Genomic DNA, 15,001 nt, shown 5'->3' with positions numbered 1-15,001 from the left:
CCCTCCTGCTGTCTCGGGACACCCGAATCCCGGGCGAACGCACCGTTGCGTGCCGAGTCGCGCAACAGCGTAATCATTCGAGGTCGCACGGCGTGGCGTACGCGGCGCGTGTCGGCACGTGAAGTGAAACGCAGCCAGCCGAGTGGACCCGGCCCGCACCCCCGCGTGCCGGTAGGCCCGGAACCGAGTGTATGGGACGCGGGCCGTCGCGGGTGGTCAGGTGGGCAATCGGCCGGTGCAGGGGGTGCGGCGCGGCCGGGCGCGCTCGGTGAAAGGATTGCGGCATGCCGTTTTTCGAGGGCGCGCGCGGGCGGCTGCACTATCGGCGCTGGCCGGCGCGGCAACCGCTGGCCGTACTGGAATGGCTGCCCGGTTCGGGGCAGCACACCGGGCACTATCACCGATTCGCCCGCGCACTGGGTGCGCAGCGCATCGAGGTGTGGGGGCTGGACACCGCCGGGCAGGGACTGAGCGAAGGCGATCCGGACGCTCCAGGCGCCCCCGACGAACTCGCCGCCGACGCACTGCGACTGGCCAGCCTGATACGCGGCGAACTGCCCGGTGTGCCGCTGATCGTGGCGGGGCACTCACTCGGCGCGGCCACCGCGTTGACCGCGCTCTCCGCTCTGCCCGACTGCGCCGGACTCGTGCTCACCGGCACCCCGGCGCGGGCGGCGACCCCCGATGCGCTTGTGCCCGAAGGACTACCGGTTCTGGCCCTGCACGGCGTCGACGATCGTCGCGCGCCCATCGATCCGATTCGCGACTGGACCGGGCGTCAACAATCTGTAGGGTTGCGCGAGTACACCGATGCCGGGCACGATTTGCTCCACGAACCGGTGCACGCGCGGGTCACCGCCGACATCGCGGAGTGGATACGGGGTGTGGTTCCGGCCGGACTCCATTGAGGCGAGAAAGGGGGACCGGTGCAATCACAAGAGACCGGGGACCTGCGCAGTGATGTGGCAGCCCTGACGCAAGCGGTCGACGACGGCGAACTGTGGATGGACGGTGTACTCGTCACCGAGGGCGTCCACGAACGCTGTGCGCGCCGTTACGAGACTCTGGCCGAGCAGGTGGAACAGCAGATGACGGTGTTGCACGCGGCCACCGCGCTGCCCGGCTTCGGCGGTTTCGAATCCGGCGGCTCGCTACAGCGCGGATTCGAGGGCAAGGCCACCGACGCACTCGAACATCTGCGGCAGTACGCCGACGCGGCTCGCCAGCTCGCGCAGACGCTGCGGATCGCGGGCGCGGCCTACACCCAGCACGACGCCGATATCGCCGCGGCCATCGGCAAGACCAACAGTGACGTGGTGGGGGCCGGGCATGCATAGGATCAGCGGTGACGGCACCACCGTCGAAACCTCGCACCCCGACCCGGATTACGCGCCGAACGTCGAGGTCTTCGACCATCTCACCTACGGCGAGATCTACCGCGGCGTCATGGCGCTCGAGCCGGAAGTGCTCACCGCGGGCCGCCAGACCTGGCAGAGTTCGGGCAGCGCGATGGGCGAGGCGGTGCAGCAGGCGCACGCGGAGATTCGCGCCGCCATCGCCGACGGCTGGCGCGGCAGCGCGGCACAGCTGGCCTCGAATGCCGTGCAGGCGTTCGAATCGCTGGGGCAGAATCTGGCCGATGTGATGTCCGACGTGGGCCGACGTCTCGGGCAGGCCAATGACGCAGCCGAGACGTTGCGTTCCTCGGTATCGCACCCGGTTTCGGTCTCCATGGATCTCGATGCGGCACTGCTGGATCCCAAGCACGCCACCGTGAATGCCGAAACGGCGAAGACGGCAGAGAACGTCCGCCTGGACATCGTGCGGGTGATGAATTCGGTCTACGTCGGGGCCTTCATCCCGACCGGCAACAACGTGCCGGGCTTCCCCGTCGGCGGCATGTACCCGACTCAGCAGCAGACCGCACCGCAACCCGGCGTGGCCGCCCCGGGCACCAGCGTGGACACCGCGAGCCCGAACGCGTCGCATGCGCCGACTTCGAATCTTGCTGCGACACCGTCGGATACGAGCATCCACCAGCCGACCCAGCAGCAGCCCGCCCAGCCGGACCACGCTCGCACCGATGCCGCCGCCTCGGTGACACCGGCCTCGGTGACCACCCCGGCGACCGTGCCCGCCACGTCCACTACCCCCGCGGCCGTGCACACCGCGTCCACCGTCGCGCCGGTGAATGCCGTTGCGCCGCAAGCCGATCGGGTCGCCCCGGTTGCCTCGGCGGCCGCTCCCGCGGTGGCGCCCGCTCCGGCTGCCGCGAAGCCGCGGAGCGCCTCGGCCAAGCCGCAGAACACGTCCACGAAGCCGCAGAGCGCCGACGGCGACGGCAAGCGCAAGGACCAGGCCGACGGATCCGCCGGCGGTGACGGTTCCGGCGGTGCCGACGTCTCGTCCGGGATGGGTGCGGGGATCGTCGGCGGCCTCGCGGGCGGCGCGTTCGCCGTGGGCGACACGACCCGGCCCGGCAACACCGTCCCGGTCCCGCCGCGGCGTTCGCCGGAGGACGAGTACGAGGACGACGAGGACTACTACCCCGACTTCGACGATCCGACCTTCCTGGAGCCCGCCGAACCCGAGACCGATCTGGTCGGGCATCTGGAGCCGACGACGCCGGCCGTCGTCGGCGAGTGGGTCGACGATGAGGAGTGAGCCGACGACCGGTCCGGTTGTCGAGTGTGTGGTGGGCCGCCGCCGGTGAAATGGACGCTCACACCCGACCAGTTCGCGCTGGCCTGGGAGCGCACCGACGGCGACCGGATCCCGTATCCGCTCGCGGTCCGACTGTCCGCCCGCGACAGTGGTGAACGTACCGCACAGCTACCCGAGTTGAACGAATGGTGTTCGCGCACACTCGATCCCGATCTGGAAGCGGCGTTGCGGGTGCTCGCCCGCCCCGACGTGCGGGTGGAGGTCTTCGGCAGGCAGGGGCCGGGCGAGGACGCGCCGCCCGTGCGAGTGCTCGGCGCGGGGTCGGGGCATGTCACCGTGGTGGCCGCGCAGCGCGCGGGCGTGACGCCGGATCGCGGTTCGGATGTGCGATTGTTCGTCGGAAATGCGAAATCCCTTGCGCCCCGCGTGATCTCGATGCTCCCGGAGAACGTCGCGGGGACCGGGCCGCGCTACAGCGCCCCGGTCGACCGCGTCCGTGAGGACAGCCGCGACCTGGTCACCGTGCCGATCTCCGGCCCGACCGCCGCGGCTCGCATCAGACGCCTGCTCAAACAGCCTCGTGACGGGATCGGGCAGATCATCGTCTCCGCGCGCCGAGGCAACGGCGAATTGCGCCCGCTGGGCGTGCTGTGCTGGATCGATGTCGCCGGTGACGGCCGCTACACCGTGCACACCCGCACGGAGGTGGATATCGTCCCGGTGACCGCGGAAGCCTTCACCGCCGCGCTACGCCCCATGCTCACCGCGGCCGATCGCATCGTCGCCGAGGCCGGGGCCTGGTGATTCGTCCGTCGCGGCCGAGGAACGCAGCAGATCGACGACCTCTTCGTCGGAGAGCTGATGGAAATCCCGGTAAGCCCCGCCGACGCCACCGAGGACGCGGGGGACCAGCGGACAGATGAGCTCGTCGGCCAGCTCGTCGACGCGGCGCAGCGCCTCCACCGAGGAGACCGGCACCGCCACCGTGAGCCGCCGCGGCGCACAGGTATTCGCGACCTGGCAGGCGACCGCGACCGTCGCACCCGTGGCCATCCCGTCGTCCACGATCACAACGCAGCGGTCGGTCAGCGGGACGGGCGGCTGTCCGCCGCGCAGAATCCGTTGCCGCCGTGCGAGTTCCGCGCGTTCGTGGTCCTCGATGGCGGCCAGCTCATCGGGACCGACGCCGGTGTGTTCCAGGACGTCGTCGTTGATCACCCGTGCCCCGCCCTCGCCGATCGCGCCCATCGCCAGCTCCGGCTGCCACGGCACGCCGAGCTTGCGGACCAGCAGGATGTCGACGTGACCGCCGATCACCGCGTGCACGCCCGCGGCGACCGGGACCCCTCCGCGTGGCAGTCCCAGCACCAGCGGATTCGACGCTCGCAGGTGCATCAGCGACCCACCCAGCGAGCGACCGGCGGCGATCCGATCGGGATAGATCATGGTGATTGTCAGTCTAGTTCGCCGACACCGAATCTCCGCAGGTTCAGGCTGGGGTTCGCCGTGCGGACCTTGTCCAGGTGATCGGGTTCGATGCGGGCGGTGGCGATGCCGGTGCCCTCGCCCAGTTCGGCGAGCACCATGCCCGTCGGATCCACGATCATCGACCAGCCCGCACCTCGCGGCGCGGCATGGTCGGCGGCCGCGACGTAGGCGGTGTTCTCGATGGCACGCGCCCGCAGCAGCGTCGACCACTGCTCGACCTTGTCCGGGCCCGGAATCCATTGCGCGGGAAGGAGTAATACCTGCGCACCGGCCGTGGCCAAGCGGCGGAAACCCTCCGGGAAGCGCAGATCGAAACAGGTCTGCATGCCGAAGACGACACCGTCCGCGGTGAACGTCGCAGGTGCGGTGATCGGGCCCGGCAGCACGATATCCGATTCGCGGAAGCCGAACGCGTCGTAGAGGTGCGCCTTGCGGTAGACGGCCGCGAATTCGGCGTCGGGTGCGGCGGCGACCAGCGTGTTGTAGACCAGGCCGGACGGCCCGCCCGCCTCGACCACGCCCGCGACCAGGTGCACCCCGAACTCGGCGGCCAGTCCGCGCAGTCCGGTGACGTAATGTCCGGTGAGCGGTTCGGCGGCGTCGATCACCCGCTGGTCCAGACGGGTCACCGCGAACATCGAATATTCCGGGGCGACCACGACCCGCGCACCGCGTTCGGCGGCCGCGCGTACGTGCTCGCGCAGCATCACCAGGTTGGCGTCCTTGTCGGTGTACGGATCGAACTGCACCACCGCGACGTCGAGAGCCTTCGCGGGCGGCGAGGCATCGGAGCTGCTGGTCGGTCGCGTCGAGGAGGTTCCGGCGGTGACGGTGACGGGCGGCACGGGCGGCTGCTGCGGTTGCATACGTCTCACCGTATTGGGCCGATGGTCGGGGTGACCACCAGCACGCAGTAAACTGCTGGTCAATGAATACCTCAGAGGTCGACAGCGATTCCCGGTCCGACGAGAGGGACGCCGCCGACCCGTCCTTCGCCGATCTCGGCATCGATGACCGCATTCTGTCGGCCATCGCCGACGTCGGCTACGAGTCGCCGTCGCCGATCCAGGCCGCCACGATTCCCCCGCTGATCGCGGGGGCCGACGTCGTGGGCCTGGCACAGACCGGCACCGGTAAGACCGCGGCCTTCGCGATCCCGATCCTGATGGGTCTGGCCAACGCCGAGGGACGTCCGTCCAAGAGCCCGCGCGCACTGGTGCTGGCCCCGACTCGTGAGCTGGCGATCCAGGTGGCCGAGGCGTTCGGTAAGTACTCCGCGCACCTGCCGGGTGTGCACGTGCTGCCGATCTACGGCGGTCAGAACTACGCGGTGCAGCTGTCCGGGCTGCGGCGTGGCGCGCAGGTCGTCGTCGGTACGCCGGGCCGTGTCATCGATCACCTCGAGCGCGGCACGCTGGATCTGTCGCAGCTGCAGTATCTGGTGCTCGACGAGGCCGACGAGATGCTGAAGATGGGCTTCCAGGAGGATGTGGAACGCATCCTGCGCGATACGCCCGCCGAAAAGCAGGTGGCGCTGTTCTCGGCGACCATGCCGACCGTGATCCGCAAGATCTCCAAGCAGTATCTGCACGATCCGGTGGAGATCACGGTCAAGGCCAAGACGACCACCGCCAGCAACATCACCCAGCGCTGGGTGCACGTGTCCTATCAGCGCAAGCTCGACGCGCTGACGCGGATCCTCGAGGTCGAATCCTTCGAGGCGATGATCATCTTCGTGCGCACCAAGCAGGCCACCGAGGAACTGGCCGAGAAACTGCGCTCACGCGGTTATTCGGCCGCCGCGATCAACGGTGACATCGCGCAGAACCAGCGCGAGCGCACCATCGGTCAGCTCAAATCCGGTGCGGTGGACATCCTGGTCGCCACGGATGTGGCCGCGCGCGGGCTGGACGTGGATCGCATCTCGCATGTGCTCAACTACGACATCCCGCACGACACCGAGTCCTATGTGCACCGGATCGGCCGCACCGGTCGCGCGGGTCGTACGGGTGAGGCGCTGCTGTTCGTCGCGCCGCGCGAACGCCGCCTGCTCGATGCGATCGAGCGCGCCACCCGCCAGCCGCTGACCGAGATGCAACTGCCCAGCGTGGACGATGTGAACGCGCAGCGGGTGGTGAAATTCCAGGACGCGATCACCGAGAATCTGTCCTCGGACAATTTGGCGCTGTTCCGCAAGCTGATCGAGGATTACGAGGCCGAGCACAACATTCCGCTGGTCGATATCGCCGCCGCGCTGGCGGTCGGCTCGAACGACGGCGACAACTTCTTCATGGAAGCCGAGCCGGAGCCGGACAGGCAACGGCGCGAACGGGCTCCGCGCAAGTTCGATGAGCGCGAGGACCGCCGCCCGGCCGGGCCGAGTAAACATCGCGGCACCGACGCGGATATGGCGACGTACCGCATCGCCGTGGGCAAACGCCACCGGGTGGTGCCCGGCGCGATCGTCGGCGCCATCGCCAACGAGGGCGGCCTGCGCCGCAGCGATTTCGGCCACATCAGCATCCGCCCGGACCACAGTCTCGTCGAGCTACCGGCGGACTTACCCCCGGAGACGCTGGAAGCGTTGCGCCGCACCAGAATCAGCGGCGTCCTGATCCAACTCCAGCTCGACCAGGGCCCGCCCGGACACCGCCCCCTGGGCCGCGGCCCCCGCCGCGAGCCGAAGCGTTTCGACCGCCGCAAACCCCGCACCTGAGTTCCCCCGCCCCTGCGCGAGCTGGAACCGCCGCCGTCGGCGCGGGCTCGCGTGCGATAGGGGTTCGTTGACCGATCGCGGTCGCGGAATGGATGGCTTCGGGCCGCTCCGTCGACGCTCATTCGTCGCACCTTTGCGACCTTTGCCACCGGTTCTCCGCCACGAGTACGCGAGCGATCCTCGGATCGGGCGTCGGCGCGGAATGTCGCGGCATTATAGACGGGTTAACACGCCAACTACTGGAGTTCGGCGAAACCGCGTAGAATTCGGGCAGGTCGGGACTGGTATCTGGAGCCCAATCATGTTCGAGAGAAAGAATTCACACACGAAGTTCGCTCGGTTGGCGGCTGCTGCCGGTATAGCCGCGGTTGCCGCGATTCCGGTCGTCGCAGCCACGGTGCAAGCGCCCGGCGCGCAAGCGACGACGTCCACGTCCGCGACCCAACTCGTCGACAAACCCGGCGGTGGCTGGGGGCATGGGGGCGGTTGGGGCCATGGCGGTGGCTGGGGACACGGCGGCTGGGGACACGGCGGTGGCTGGGGACACGGCGGCTGGGGATGGAATCCCGGCTGGTGGAACCTACCCGGCTGGCATGGCTGGGGCAGCTTCTAGCGCCGGTGACCGAGCCCGGACACGCACAGCGTGCCGGGCTCGGTCGTATCGAGTACAGATCATGTCGAGCCAGGTCCGACCAACCGGGTTGCAGCTGGTGACGAAATGAAGATCGTGTGTATCGGCGGCGGCCCGGGCGGGTTGTACTTCGCTATTTCGATGAAGCGGCGCGACCCGGCCCATGAAATCACGGTGATCGACCGCGATCCCGTCGGGTCGACCTACGGCTGGGGCGTCGCGTATTGGGACGACCTGCTCGATATTCTGTATCGGAACGACCCCGACAGCGCGCGGGCGGTGCGTGCCGGGTCGGTCGTATGGCGTGAACAGGCAATCCATGTGCGCGACCAGACCGCGTATTTCGGGGGCTACGGATTCAGTACGGGCCGCGCGGCATTACTCGACGTGCTTTCCCGTCGCGCGCGCGATCTGGGCGTCGATGTCCGGCACGGGCGAGAGGTCGACAACTTGTGCGGCTTCGACGACACCGATCTCATCGTGGTCTCCGACGGCGCGAACAGCCGGGTACGGCAGTTGGGTAATCACTATTTCGATACGTCGGTCACACTCGGCGAGAATCGATATATCTGGCTCGGAACGGACAAGGTCTTCACCCGATTCACGTTCGCCTTCGAACACACTCCGGCCGGTTGGATCTGGTTCCATGCCTACCCGTCGATCGCCGAGAAGATCAGCACCTGCATCGTCGAGTGCCAACCGCAGACCTGGCACGCCTTGGGATTTGATTCCCTGGAGAACCCGGAGAGCCTGCGTGTTCTGGAGAACATATTCGCTCGCCTTCTCGACGGCCACTCCCTGATCACCAAGACGCGAGGCGCACTCGCGAGGTGGAGCCGCTTTCCCGAGGTAACCAACAAAACCTGGTATCACGACAATGTGGTGCTGCTCGGCGATGCGGCGCACACGACGCACTTCACCATCGGTTCGGGCACCCGGTTGGCCATCGCCGACGCCGTCGCGCTCGCACAGAACCTGTACGAGCATGCCGAGGTCGCCGACGCGCTGGAGAACTACGATGCGCAGCGGCGCGCCACGCTACGCCCGATACAGGCCGCCGCCCGTACCAGCATGACCTGGTTCGAACACGCCGACCGGTATCTCGACCGCGATGCCGTGCAGTTCGCCTATGCCATGGCGGCCCGGCACGGGCAACAAATGCCGTGGCAATATCAGCAACACCTGCTCACCCAGGTACCCGCTGTGCGCAAGATCCGGCATGCCGCCGACTCCGGACGCCGGTGGTGGCGGGCTGTGCGACGGGGGGAACTCGCAATCGCACCGCCCTCCCTCGGGGTTCGCGTTTCGAGTTGGCGCTGAGCCGACGCCTACCCCGGTTACCGGGCGCTGTGGGGACCCGAGGGGACGCCGCCGGGTACGGCTTGGTTCGGGGCGGGCTTGGGCGCCGGCGGGGTGGTGGCGTCGGGGATGGGCGCGTTGAAGTTGGGGGCGGGAGCGTTGTAGACGGTGAAGGCGCCGACGGTGGGGGTGATGACACAGGTGCCGCCGGGGAAGGTGATGGTGCCCCAGAGCGCGGCCACGACGGTACCGGGGCCGGTCGCGATCGTCTTGGACAGGCCGGGCAGGTGATACTGGGTCATGTCGTTGAGCGGAGTGACGCCGCTGCGGCCGTTGCCGGTGTTGAGCCAGGCGACGTTCAGACCCGAACCCGTGGCGTAACCGGGGTTGGCGGTCGTGGCCTGGAAACGCAGGGTGCCGTAGCCGCCGTGCAGACCGTTGACGGCCCCGTTGGATCCCGCGACGCCCGATCCCACCGTCATGGTGACCGGGTTGCCGGGGCACCCGAATGTCGGTGAGGAGAACCAGAACGGCTGGAACGCGCCCGCGATGTGATCGAGTTTGGCGGCGGTGACCAGACGCGCGGCCTTACCAACCGTGCGCACCGCGTTCTTCGCCGCCGCATCGGTGCCCGCGGCCGTGGTGAGGTGATCGATCGCGGTGTCGGTCGCGCTCGGCGCGGCAACGGCGGTTCCGAATGCGGTCGCGGTACCGATTGCGGCACAGGCCGAAACCGCGAACAGACGCGCGATGATCCTGCCGTTCACTCGTCGTACTCCTAGATCGTGAACCGATGGGCCGCCGGGCTTCGTCCGGTTTTTCGGGCGGCGGCAGCCTGCTTCCGGAGCAACTTACCAGTTGGAAGCCGGTCGAGTGAGGTCGACCGGAACCGCCCGGCCGATCGGCACGAATCCGCTGGTGTGATCCATCCGACAGCACCGGATTACCGGGGAGTAGGTTGAGTCCGGAAAACCAAAACACGGTGGGAGACGCCCATGAAACTTGCTTTGGCACCCGATGCGGTGGCCTTCCGGGACGAACTGCGTGAGTTCTATCGGACCGAGATTCCGGCCGAGATCCGGGACAAGGTGAAATACGGCCGGGAGCTCTCCCGCGACGAAATCGTGACCGCGCACAAGACCCTGCACGCGAAGGGGCTCGCGGTGCCGAACTGGCCCACCGAGTGGGGTGGCAAGGATTGGACGCCACTGCAGCGTCATATCTACGAAGACGAGATGCAGCTGGCCTGCGTGCCCGAGCCGCTGACCTTCAACGTCAACATGATCGGCCCGGTGATCGCCCAGTTCGGCTCACCCGAGCTGAAGCAGCGTTTCCTGCCGCCGACCGCGGCCATGGACATCTGGTGGTGTCAGGGCTTCTCCGAGCCCGACGCCGGTTCGGACCTGGCCTCGCTGCGCACGACCGCGGTGCGCGACGGCGACTCCTACATCGTCAACGGCCAGAAGATCTGGACCACCCTGGCCCAGTACGCCGACTGGATCTTCTGCCTGGTGCGCACCAACCCGGACGCGCCCAAGAAGCAGGCGGGCATCTCGCTGCTGCTGTTCGATGTGAACACTCCCGGCGTGACGATCCGCCCGATCAAGCTGATCGACGGACATCACGAGGTCAACGAGGTCTTCTTCGAGAACGTCCGGGTGCCCGCCGATCAGCTGGTCGGCGAGGAGAACATGGGCTGGACCTACGCGAAGTTCCTGCTCGGCAACGAGCGCACCGGCATCACCGGTGTCGGCCGCACCAAGGTCAAGCTCTCGGTCGCGAAAGAGTATGCCGCGCAGACGAAGATCGGTTCGGGCACGCTGCTCGAGGATCCGGTGTTCGGCGCGCGGGTGGCCGAGCTGGAGAACGAACTGCTGGCCCTGGAGGTGACCCTGCTGCGCGTGGTGGCCAATTCGGCCGAGGGCAAACCGAATCCGGTCTCCTCGGTACTCAAGCTGCGTGGTTCGGAACTTCAGCAGGCCGCGACCGAACTGCTGCTGGACGTCGCGGGCCCGGATTCCCTGCCGGTGAACGCCGAGGGCATCGCCTCGCCCGGTTGGGCGCAGCGCAGCGGCCCGGGGTATCTGAACTTCCGCAAGACCACCATCTACGGAGGATCGAGCGAGGTGCAACGCACCATCATCGCCTCCACCATTCTCGGATTGTGAGGCGCCGCCATGGATTTCGAACTCACCGATGAACAGGGCATGCTGCGCGACACGGTCCGCGACCTGCTGGCCCGCAGCTACGACCCGGAGTCCCGGCTGAAGGTGATCGACACCGAACTGGGCTGGAACCGCCAGGTGTGGGGTCAGCTGGCCGAATTGGGTGTGCTGGGACTGAGTTTCAGCGAGGAGGACGGCGGCGTCGGCGCCGGTCCGGTGGAGACCATGGTGGTCATGGAGGAGATCGGACGTCGGCTTGCACCCGAACCGCTGCTGGACGCGGTGCTGCTGCCCGGCGGGCTGATCGCCCGGGTGGGCACCCCGGAACAGCGCGCTCGCGTGCTGCCCGAGGTCGTCTCCGGTACGACACTTCTCGCCTTCGCCCACGACGAGCCCGGGACGCGCTGGCCCGCAACCGGTTCGGCGGTCACGGCGGCGGCCGATGGTGACGGCTACCGGATCACGGGCGTGAAGAACCCGGTGCCGCACGGTGATTGCGCCGACCTACTGGTCGTCAGCGCGACGTTGCCCGGCGGTGGCATCGGCCTGTTCCTGGTCACGGCCGATGCCGCGACCCGCACGCCGTATCGCACCTTCGACGGACTGCGCGGCGCGCAGATCGAATTCGACTCGGCCCCGGCCGAATTGCTCGGCGAGCCCGGTGACGCCTCGGCGGCGATCGCGGCGCAGATCGTGCAGGCGCAGGCGAGCCTGTGCGCGGAGTCGGTCGGCGCGATGGCCGAGGCGTTGCGGCTGACCACCGAATATCTGAAGACCCGCAAGCAGTTCGGGGTCACGTTGTCGAAGTTCCAGACGCTCACCCAGCGTGCGGCGAACATGTACGTCTCGCTGGAACTGGCCCGGAGTATGAGCGTGTACGCCACCGCGTCGCTCACCGAGGGGGAGCCCGATCCGACGGTGGCCTCGCGGGCTCGCCTGCAGGTGAGCCGGTCGGCCCGGCACATCGGCCAGGAGGCCATCCAGATGCACGGCGGTATCGGCGTCACCACCGAATATCCGGTCAGCCACTACACGGCCCGGCTCACCGCCATCGAGCACACTTTCGGCGGCGGATTCGAGCATCTGCGCGTGCTGACCGATCATGTCGGCGAATACGACCTGGTCGAGCTGTAGTGCGACCTCGGTGACGGCCGTTCCGCGTCAGTTGCCGTCGTCTTCGGACGGCGACCGATGGTGGGGGTATTGCGGATCGGTCGTCACCTCGGTGGTCGTGTCCTCGTCGAACGGGGCGGTGGCGCTCGTCGGCGGGGGATCGAAGCTCTGCTCGTCGAACGGGTCCGTGGTGTAGGCGGGTTCCGTGGTCGGCGTATCGGCCGGGTAGGTGGGGAACGGCGACGTCGTCGAGGTGGAGCGGGGCGTGGTCTTCGCCGCGATGCGCCAGGACGGCGACGGCGGGATGACCACGACATAGGACGTCGCACTCGCCGCGCGGGTTCCCGTGGTGACCTGTCCGTCCGTGCTCAGTGGCGGCGGGGCGACGTAGACGTCGTGATGTCCGAGTCCGCAGGCCCCGATCAGGACCAGCCCCAACGAGATCGCGCCCGCCGCGATCGCCGGGCCTGCTACCTTGGCGGTCAGACGGTGTGGGATGTCCTCGGCGTTATCCCCCAACTCCGCCTTACTGCCGTGCATTGATGACTAGCTCCTCAAACTGTTCCCGAGACGGCCTCACATTATCCGAGCGCCCCGGTCGGAGGCCAGACGAGCGTGCTGGTCGCAAGATACCGACCCGTCTTGTCAAACGGATATGAGCCAGATAACGGATCGATAACTTCAGCGTGTCGCGCGCGTGTCGGGTGGAGATTTGGCAACGGAGACGTAGCGTGTGGGCAAAGTTACACGTGAGACGCCTCCAATATGCCGGGGGAACCGTGAGATTCACGGCTCCGGCGGCGTCATCGAGGAGTAGTGATGGGAGCTTTCTCGACGACCCCCCTGGGCGCGGCGCCCCAGAGTGATTCGGCCGCAGCCGAATCCTCGCGTTCCGCCTGGACGATCGTCGCGCGCCTCGTGGCCTGGGTGATCTTCGCAGGCGGCATGGCGGGAGCGGTGATGGGCATTGTCGACCTACGCGTCCTGGTTACTGTCGCGGGCCTGATCCTCGCCAGCACCGCAGGACTGGTGCTGTTGAAGCTCCGAGCCGATGCGCACGGATCGGCCTGAACGCCCGGATCGGTGAACGCCTGCGGAAATCCGCTGGGCGATAAGGGATTACGCGCTCAGCGTCGGCGGCCGTGCGGACCGAGTCGACCATCGAGCTGGCGCACTTCCTGTGGCCTCTGGTGGCGCATCGAGTGATCCATTGCGGCACAAGGCAATTACGGCCGGTTTCAGTGCGCTGCGATGATCCGGCTGGCTCGTGTCGAGCGAAATGCTCCGGGACATGGGTTGTGAACGAGTGTGGATTCGTGCGCTGCTGGCTTCTGCCGCTGCCGAATCCGTGACACTCAGTGCTGATGCGCTCGGGCCAGGACTCGATCGAGTGCCGAGTCGAGTGCCGCTGGGTACACAGGGGCGATCGGGGTGCGCCAGGCGACGATTTGATCGGGACGTAGCAGTAGTGCGCCCGAGGAGGTGATACCCGCTGCTGCGCACCATTTTTCATCCAGAGGGTGAACCGGAACGGGCAGCCGATCCGGTTGCGGCCAACGGTCTGCCCGCGGGCCGGTGAGCAGGGCGAATCCGGGGCCGGGGAGGTCGAGGGTGGAGCGCCCGCCGGGCAGCGGGAGGTGGGGTACTCGGGTGCCGGGCTGTCCGGTGAGGTCCAGGCGAGTCAGGGTGTGCGGGCTGTTGTCGTCGATGAAGGCTCCGGACGGGTATCGCTGGCCGAGGATCATCGCGATGGGGTCGGCCGGCGCGGTGCCGTCGGTCGAGCGGTGGGCCATGGTGCGCAGGTCGGCGGTGCGGACGCTGGATTGGTCGGCGGTGAACCAGCCGATCGGGTGACGTTCGGTGTGGTAGGTGTCCAGTAGGGCGGGCCCGGCCTCGCCACGCAGTACCGCGGCCAGTTTCCAGGCGAGGTTGTGCACGTCCTGGATGCCGGTGTTCGCGCCGGCGGCCGCGTACGGCGGCATGACGTGGGCGGCGTCCCCGGCCAGGAAGGCCCTGCCGTCGCGATACCGGTCGGCGACGAACATCCCTGGTTCCCAGGGCAATACGCTCATCACCTCGACATCGACGTGCGGTTCGCCGATCGCGATGCGCAGGGCCCGCGGCCAGTCCCGCGCCGGGCGATCGATATCGCGCGAGGTGCTGAAGATCCATCGGCGAGCGCCGTCCACGGACATGAATGCGCCTGGTACACGGTCGTTCTCGATCTGGCAGAGATTGAATTCCCTGCCCCGCACCAGATTCGACAATTCGGCGCGGAAGTAGACGTTCACCGCCCGGCCCAGCGTGCCGCGGCCACTGCGCGGGATGCCCAGTCGCTCCCGGATCGGGCTCGCGGCGCCGTCGGCGGCGATCAGATAGCTCACCCGCATCCGTCGGGTATCGCCCTCGGCGCCGCGCAGCGTTGCCGCGACTCCCGTTGCGTCCTGGGTGAATTCGGTGCATTCGACGCCGAAGCGGATATCGCAGCCGCGTTCGGTGGCCAGGGCGCGCAGGGTCGGCTCCAGCAGATCCTGCGCGCACAGACAGGCCGTGGACGGGGTGATGGCGGCCCAGTCGGGCATGCCGCCCGGAAGTGTGAAGGGCAGTCGGGTGGCATCGGCCAGCGTCGGCCCGGCGGCCATGGCCTGGTGGGCCGACAGATCGCGCGCCGCGTCCAGGACCGCCTCGCCGATGCCGATCTGGTCGAACAATTCCATCGTGCGGATGTTGATCCGCCGGGCCTTGGGCTGCGGGGAGGTGGTCGCACGCCGCTCCACCAGTAGTGACGGCACTCCGTGGTACCGCAGGAACAGCGCCGCCGTCAGGCCGACGAGCCCGCCGCCGACGATCAGCACCTCGGGTTCGTGTACGTCGTACATCATATGTACGTTGTACACCAATGGTTGAATGCCCGGCAAGGGACGG

Annotated in this window: 15 protein-coding genes; 10 read left to right on the top strand and 5 right to left on the bottom strand. The window is 68.0% G+C overall.

Annotated features, from left to right (window positions below):
* The first annotated feature begins 284 nt into the window (after window positions 1-284).
* The 4 genes from NM2_RS11865 to NM2_RS11850 are packed head-to-tail and all read left to right on the top strand — an operon-like array spanning window position 285 to window position 3,468.
* Window positions 285-908 (top strand): alpha/beta hydrolase, encoded by a 624-nt coding sequence (locus tag NM2_RS11865; protein ID WP_067667605.1) that lies wholly within the window; start codon window positions 285-287, stop codon window positions 906-908.
* A gap of 18 nt (window positions 909-926) precedes the next feature.
* Window positions 927-1,337 carry a hypothetical protein gene (locus NM2_RS11860; protein ID WP_245717967.1) on the top strand — a complete coding sequence of 137 codons (411 nt, stop codon included), beginning with the start codon at window positions 927-929 and terminating at the stop codon, window positions 1,335-1,337.
* Window positions 1,330-2,664 (top strand): PPE domain-containing protein, encoded by a 1,335-nt coding sequence (locus tag NM2_RS11855; protein ID WP_067667604.1) that lies wholly within the window; start codon window positions 1,330-1,332, stop codon window positions 2,662-2,664. Before NM2_RS11860 ends, NM2_RS11855 begins: the two co-directional genes overlap by 8 nt.
* A 45-nt stretch (window positions 2,665-2,709) precedes the next feature.
* The gene (locus NM2_RS11850) at window positions 2,710-3,468 is read left to right on the top strand and encodes an ESX secretion-associated protein EspG (protein WP_067667603.1); all 759 of its coding nucleotides are present in this window, start codon (window positions 2,710-2,712) and stop codon (window positions 3,466-3,468) included.
* On the opposite strand, the gene NM2_RS11845 is transcribed toward NM2_RS11850, so the two are convergent.
* A complete protein-coding gene (locus NM2_RS11845) occupies window positions 3,412-4,110 on the bottom strand; it encodes a phosphoribosyltransferase (RefSeq protein ID WP_067667602.1) in 699 nt (232 codons plus the stop codon). The two genes, NM2_RS11850 and NM2_RS11845, sit on opposite strands and share 57 nt — an antisense overlap.
* Window positions 4,111-4,118: 8 nt before the next feature.
* Window positions 4,119-5,018: a carbon-nitrogen hydrolase family protein gene (locus NM2_RS11840; protein ID WP_084530805.1), complete on the bottom strand. Its 900-nt coding sequence runs from the start codon at window positions 5,016-5,018 to the stop codon at window positions 4,119-4,121.
* A 62-nt stretch (window positions 5,019-5,080) separates the two neighbouring features.
* Between NM2_RS11840 and NM2_RS11835 the strand changes: the two genes are divergently transcribed.
* From NM2_RS11835 to NM2_RS11830, 3 genes are all read left to right on the top strand, one after another.
* Window positions 5,081-6,868 (top strand): DEAD/DEAH box helicase, encoded by a 1,788-nt coding sequence (locus tag NM2_RS11835; RefSeq protein WP_067667600.1) that lies wholly within the window; start codon window positions 5,081-5,083, stop codon window positions 6,866-6,868.
* Window positions 6,869-7,169: 301 nt separating this feature from the next.
* Window positions 7,170-7,481, top strand: a complete 312-nt coding sequence (locus NM2_RS47415; protein ID WP_169816162.1) for a hypothetical protein — start codon at window positions 7,170-7,172, stop codon at window positions 7,479-7,481.
* 105 nt (window positions 7,482-7,586) lie between these two features.
* On the top strand, window positions 7,587-8,819 hold the full coding sequence (locus NM2_RS11830; protein ID WP_067667598.1) for an FAD-dependent monooxygenase: 1,233 nt from the start codon (window positions 7,587-7,589) through the stop codon (window positions 8,817-8,819).
* 17 nt (window positions 8,820-8,836) lie between these two features.
* Here NM2_RS11830 and NM2_RS11825 read toward each other — a convergent pair whose 3' ends face one another.
* Window positions 8,837-9,565, bottom strand: a complete 729-nt coding sequence (locus NM2_RS11825; RefSeq protein WP_067667596.1) for a hypothetical protein — start codon at window positions 9,563-9,565, stop codon at window positions 8,837-8,839.
* 228 nt (window positions 9,566-9,793) lie between these two features.
* Between NM2_RS11825 and NM2_RS11820 the strand changes: the two genes are divergently transcribed.
* Together NM2_RS11820 and NM2_RS11815 are read left to right on the top strand one after the other, a co-directional pair.
* Window positions 9,794-10,966, top strand: a complete 1,173-nt coding sequence (locus NM2_RS11820) for an acyl-CoA dehydrogenase family protein (RefSeq protein WP_067667595.1) — start codon at window positions 9,794-9,796, stop codon at window positions 10,964-10,966.
* Window positions 10,967-10,975: 9 nt separating this feature from the next.
* Complete coding sequence (locus NM2_RS11815) at window positions 10,976-12,097, top strand: acyl-CoA dehydrogenase family protein (RefSeq protein WP_067667594.1); 1,122 nt, start codon at window positions 10,976-10,978, stop codon at window positions 12,095-12,097.
* A gap of 27 nt (window positions 12,098-12,124) precedes the next feature.
* Here the strand turns inward: NM2_RS11815 and NM2_RS11810 are convergent, their stop codons facing one another.
* The gene (locus NM2_RS11810; protein WP_067667592.1) at window positions 12,125-12,616 is read right to left on the bottom strand and encodes a hypothetical protein; all 492 of its coding nucleotides are present in this window, start codon (window positions 12,614-12,616) and stop codon (window positions 12,125-12,127) included.
* 279 nt (window positions 12,617-12,895) lie between these two features.
* Between NM2_RS11810 and NM2_RS11805 the strand changes: the two genes are divergently transcribed.
* The gene (locus NM2_RS11805) at window positions 12,896-13,147 is read left to right on the top strand and encodes a hypothetical protein (protein WP_067667590.1); all 252 of its coding nucleotides are present in this window, start codon (window positions 12,896-12,898) and stop codon (window positions 13,145-13,147) included.
* A 284-nt stretch (window positions 13,148-13,431) separates the two neighbouring features.
* Here the strand turns inward: NM2_RS11805 and NM2_RS11800 are convergent, their stop codons facing one another.
* Window positions 13,432-14,958: an FAD-dependent monooxygenase gene (locus NM2_RS11800; protein WP_245717966.1), complete on the bottom strand. Its 1,527-nt coding sequence runs from the start codon at window positions 14,956-14,958 to the stop codon at window positions 13,432-13,434.
* Between the last annotated feature and the right edge of the window lie 43 nt (window positions 14,959-15,001).

It is taken from the genome of Nocardia miyunensis NBRC 108239 (genome assembly GCF_001613065.1).
Lineage (GTDB): Bacteria > Actinomycetota > Actinomycetes > Mycobacteriales > Mycobacteriaceae > Nocardia > Nocardia miyunensis.
Note: the sequence above shows the minus strand (reverse complement) of the source record. Positions and strands in the feature narration are given on the sequence as shown.

Bases quoted from the DNA above. Each gene is read 5' to 3' on its own strand.
- NM2_RS11865 (WP_067667605.1), top strand. From the start codon at position 285: ATGCCGTTTTTCGAGGGCGCGCGCGGGCGGCTGCACTATCGGCGCTGG.
- NM2_RS11855 (WP_067667604.1), top strand. From the start codon at position 1,330: ATGCATAGGATCAGCGGTGACGGCACCACCGTCGAAACCTCGCACCCC.
- NM2_RS11845 (WP_067667602.1), bottom strand. From the start codon at position 4,110: ATGATCTATCCCGATCGGATCGCCGCCGGTCGCTCGCTGGGTGGGTCG.
- NM2_RS11840 (WP_084530805.1), bottom strand. From the start codon at position 5,018: ATGCAACCGCAGCAGCCGCCCGTGCCGCCCGTCACCGTCACCGCCGGA.
- NM2_RS11835 (WP_067667600.1), top strand. From the start codon at position 5,081: ATGAATACCTCAGAGGTCGACAGCGATTCCCGGTCCGACGAGAGGGAC.
- NM2_RS47415 (WP_169816162.1), top strand. From the start codon at position 7,170: ATGTTCGAGAGAAAGAATTCACACACGAAGTTCGCTCGGTTGGCGGCT.
- NM2_RS11830 (WP_067667598.1), top strand. From the start codon at position 7,587: ATGAAGATCGTGTGTATCGGCGGCGGCCCGGGCGGGTTGTACTTCGCT.
- NM2_RS11820 (WP_067667595.1), top strand. From the start codon at position 9,794: ATGAAACTTGCTTTGGCACCCGATGCGGTGGCCTTCCGGGACGAACTG.
- NM2_RS11815 (WP_067667594.1), top strand. From the start codon at position 10,976: ATGGATTTCGAACTCACCGATGAACAGGGCATGCTGCGCGACACGGTC.
- NM2_RS11810 (WP_067667592.1), bottom strand. From the start codon at position 12,616: ATGCACGGCAGTAAGGCGGAGTTGGGGGATAACGCCGAGGACATCCCA.
- NM2_RS11805 (WP_067667590.1), top strand. From the start codon at position 12,896: ATGGGAGCTTTCTCGACGACCCCCCTGGGCGCGGCGCCCCAGAGTGAT.
- NM2_RS11800 (WP_245717966.1), bottom strand. From the start codon at position 14,958: ATGATGTACGACGTACACGAACCCGAGGTGCTGATCGTCGGCGGCGGG.